General features: G+C 69.3%; 2 protein-coding genes. Both read right to left on the reverse strand.

Translation table 11 applies throughout. The features are described 5' to 3' along the window. Nucleotides 1-130: 130 nt before the first annotated feature. Nucleotides 131-1,687, reverse strand: a complete 1,557-nt coding sequence (gene bcsG / locus JMF90_RS26495; RefSeq protein WP_201316819.1) for a cellulose biosynthesis protein BcsG — start codon at nucleotides 1,685-1,687, stop codon at nucleotides 131-133. A 27-nt stretch (nucleotides 1,688-1,714) separates the two neighbouring features. Continuing rightward, on the reverse strand, nucleotides 1,715-4,252 hold the full coding sequence (gene bcsA / locus JMF90_RS26500) for a UDP-forming cellulose synthase catalytic subunit (protein ID WP_201316818.1): 2,538 nt from the start codon (nucleotides 4,250-4,252) through the stop codon (nucleotides 1,715-1,717). Between the last annotated feature and the right edge of the window lie 37 nt (nucleotides 4,253-4,289).

Raw genomic sequence — 4,289 nt, forward strand, 5'->3', positions numbered from 1 at the left:
GACGCGTCGAACGCGCGGCGCGCCTGTTCGTCGACGTAGCGCTCGGGGTCGAGCGCGGGCAGATGCCGCGCGAGGCCGATCACGTCGTTCGGTTGCGACAGGCGATCGTCGTCGCCTTCGCCAGCCATCGTCACTGTTCGTCGATCCATACACCGTCCGGCGTTTTCACCGCGTAACCCGCGGCCGTCTGCATCGTCACCGTGCCCTCGTTCTCGCCGATCATCCGCGTGCGCGGCAAATCGGCCGCGTATTGCGCGAGCGTCGCACCCGGCTTGAACGGGCTGTTCGACACGAGATTCGACAGCAACTGCGCAAGCGCGAGGAAGCTGGTCGGCTGCTCGATCACGGTCGTCGCGCCGTGGTTGCCGGTGAAGCCGACGAGCCGCACGCCGACCGGCCCGTGCACGATGCGCGGCGTCGGAATCTCGCGCAACCCCGCGATCTGGTTCTTGTCGCCGCGCAATGCGGCGCCGTGCTCGGGCACGAACACGATCACCGCGCGGCGGCCCGATTGCGCGATCAGGTCGGCGAGACGGTCGAAGTCGGTCATCATTTTCGTCGCGCGCTGCGGATACGAGTCGATGCTCGTCAGCGCGCTGCCGACGACGCGGTTGCCGTCGTGCAGGCTGATCGTGTTGTAGTACAGCGCGACCGGCCCCGGCACCGACGCGCGCTGCGCGTACCAGTTCGCGAGCGTCGCATAGTCGTCCTTGATCGCCGAGCCGTCGAACGCATGCATCGCGACCGGCGCGGCCGCGTTCGAGATCATCGGCGCATCGGCCACGCCGATGTTGTCGTGGATCACCTGCAGGAAATTGTCGAAATGGCCGTCGTGGTTCAGCAGCGACTGCACCGTGTAGCCGGCGCCGGCCAGTTGCGAGAACAGGTGGCACTGCTGCGGTGCGGGCTTGTACAGGTCCGCATGCGCCTCCTGCCCGCAGCTCGCGCGCAGCACGCGGATCGCCGCCGGGCCGCTGTAGCTCGCGGCCGTGCTGAAGTTCGTGAACAGGTAGTCGAAGTGGCTCAGCATCGGGTGATTGCGCACCTTCGCCGCATCAAGGTCGTCCCACGACAGCGAGCAGATGTGCAGCACGATCACGTCGAACTGCGCGGCCGGATCGCTGCCGAGATGGCCGAACGCGACCTGCCGCTGCGACTCCTGCGCGCGGAACGTCGCGAGCGCCGCGTTGTGATCCTCGGGCTGGTCGACGCGCGTGGCGCCCGCCACGTTCGCCTGCGGCTGGGCCGGCGCGACGACGCGCGCCATCAGCCCGCTGCCGGCCTGCCACAGCGGCATCACCACTAGCACGGCCACCACGAACGTCGCGACGCGCAGCCAGCGATTGACGATGAAATAGACGATCAGCACGCCGACGATCGTCAGCGCCAGCACCGGCGGCAACAGGCGCGGCAGCAGCTCCATCCAGTAGTCGAGGCGGAACGTGCTGACTTCGCGCGCGGCCTCCGCGAGACGGGCGAGCGACGGCGCATGCAGCTCGCGCGCGAGCAGCGGCACCGCGATCGCGATCGCCACGACCTGCCGGACGATGCGCCATGCGCGCGACCGGAGCGGCGCACTCGCCACGAGCGCCACCGCGAACGCGAGGTTCACGAGCCAGAACGGCTGCAGGCGCCCGGTCGCGAACAGCGCGAACTTCAGGATGAAATACAGATTCCAGAACGTCATCTAACCCACTCCATGATGCGCGCCGCGTCAGTCGCGCGCGCGATCGAGTTTCGGCGCGAGCATCGCCTGCACGCCGCGCGCCGCACCCTTGCACATTCGTACATAGCCGTCCAGCCCGATCCGCAGCACTTCCTTGAGCCCGCCGAGCGGCGTGTCGGGCCGCGCGCCTTCGTGCCAGTCGAGCCATGCGTCCGCGCGGCCGAACGTGCATTGCACGAGCTGACGTTCCTGTTCGAGCGTCAGTTCCTCGAAGCTGACGCCGACATGAGTCGGCGTCACCCGCGTCACGCGCACCGGGAACGGGAACGCCCGGTCGCCGCGCGTCACGCACACCGTCAGCGTGTCGCCGGCGGCGAGCGGCAGCCCCGGCACCGCTTCGAGCCCGAGGCCGCCCGTCGAATAGTCGCTCGTGAAGCATGCGGCGGTCGAGCCGTCGGCGAGCAACAGCATCGCCGGCACGCGCATCGCGATCCGATGCGTGACGCGCACCTGCTTCGTCTCGCGCGCGACCGCCAGCGCCGCGCCGAGCATCGCGAGGTTGTACACGGTCCAGCCGAGCGTGATCAGAATCGTCGACGCCTCGTCGCCCTGGTCGGCCACGAGCCGCCACAGGCCGGCGACGATCGCGAGCACGTTCAGCGCGAACAGCACCAGATACGGCTTCGACGTCGACCAGTCGACGTAGCCTTCGTCGATCTTGCCGCCCTTGTCGGTCACGTTGAACTTGCCGTGCTTCGGGCTGAAGAACGCGACGGTGGTCGGCAGCGCGATGTACCACGCGAGCACCGATTCGTAGACCTCGGCCCAGAACGAATGACGGTAGCGCCCCTGCATCCGCGAGTTCGCGACGTTCGCGAGCACCAGATACGGGATCACGTAGCTCGCGAGCGCGAGCGACGACGCGTTGATGAAGTACAGGTGGAAGAACAGGTACGCGAGCGGGATCGTCAGGAAGATCAGCCGCGGAATCCCGTAGAAGAAATGCAGCATCGCGTTGCCGTAGCAGATCCGCTGGATCAGGCCGAGCCCGCGCCCGAGGAACGGGTTGTCGATGCGGAAGATCTGCGCCATCCCGCGCGCCCAGCGCGTGCGCTGCTTCACGTGGCCCGCGAGGCTTTCGGTCGCGAGGCCGGCCGCCTGCACGGTCGGCAGGTACGCCGACGTGTAGCCGCGCCGATGCAGCTTGAGCGCCGTGTGCGCATCCTCGGTCACGGTTTCGACCGCGACGCCGCCGACCTCCTCCAGCGCACTGCGCTTGAGCACCGCGCACGAGCCGCAGAAGAACGTCGCGTTCCACAGGTCGTTGCCCGACTGCACGAGGCCGTAGAACAGGTTGCCCTCGTTCGGGATCTCGCGGAACGTGCCGAGGTTGCGCTCGAACGGATCGGGCGAGAAGAAATGGTGCGGCGTCTGCACCAGCGCGCACTTCGGGTCGCGCAGGAACACACCCATCGTCGTCTGCAGGAACGAGCGCGTCGGCACGTGATCGCAATCGAAGATCGCGATGTACTCGCCGTGCGTCTTCGGCAGCGCGCGGTTGATGTTGCCGGCCTTCGCGTGGCGGTTGTCGTCGCGCGTCAGGTAGTCGATGCCGGCCTCGGCCGCGAATGCCGCGAACTCGGGGCGGCGACCGTCGTCGAGCAGGTACACGCGCAGCTTCGCGCTCGGCCAGTCGATGCTCTGCGCGGCGAACACGGTCGGCTTCACGACCGACAGCGGCTCGTTGTAGGTCGGGATATAGACGTCGACGGTCGGCCAGGTGTCCGGATCGTCGGGCAGCGGCACGATCGGCCGGTCGAGCGGCCACGCGGTCTGCACGAAGCCGAGCAGCAGGATCATCCACGTATAGGCTTCGGCGCCGTACAGCAGGTAGCCGGCGACGGCTTCGACCGGGCTGCGGAAGTCGAGCGTCTGGGTCGTGCGCCACCACACGTAACGCACCGTCGCGAGCAGCGCGAGCGACGCGAGCGCCAGGGTCGGCAGATGGCCCGGCAGGCGGCGCAGCGCGAGCGCGAGCACCGCGACCATCGCGAAGAACGCGAACTGCGCGCCGGGCATCAGCGGCGACATCCCGGCCGCGGCCCACAGCATCGCGCCGGCCACGAGCAGCAGCGGCGTGAGCCAGCGGCGCCGGCCGACGCCGTTCGCGCGCGCATCGAGCCAGCCGCCCCAGCGCACCCACGGCAAACGCTCGAGCATCGCGTTGATGCGCCGGCCGACCGCGCGTCCGGCCACGTAGACGGGCACCACGAACGTGTCGAACCACGCGAGCGGATCGCGCGCGGGCCGACCGTCGGCCGCGCGCGGCGCGCGCACGATCGCGCGCCACAGCCATTCACGCATGCTGAGCGGCTGCAGCACGCCCCAGTCGTGCGCGAGCCGCAGGAACGCGACGCGCACCCAAAGGCGCACATGATCGGGCCGACCGGGCGGCGGTGCGTGGAAGAACAGCCGCACGAACCAGTCGACCCGCGTGCGTTGCGCGGGCAGCCCGATGCCGCGCGCGCACCAGTCGGCCGCGCGACGGCCGAACGCTCGCAGTCGCGACGCGAGCGCGGCGTTCATCGCATGGCTCCGGCGCGGCCGGCGACGGCCGCCGTCA

The sequence above is a fragment of the Burkholderia sp. E168m23 genome (assembly GCF_016586125.1).
GTDB classification, from domain to species: Bacteria; Pseudomonadota; Gammaproteobacteria; order Burkholderiales; family Burkholderiaceae; genus Burkholderia; species Burkholderia orbicola.

Bases quoted from the DNA above. Each gene is read 5' to 3' on its own strand.
- bcsA (WP_201316818.1), bottom strand. From the start codon at position 4,252: ATGAACGCCGCGCTCGCGTCGCGACTGCGAGCGTTCGGCCGTCGCGCG.
- bcsG (WP_201316819.1), bottom strand. From the start codon at position 1,687: ATGACGTTCTGGAATCTGTATTTCATCCTGAAGTTCGCGCTGTTCGCG.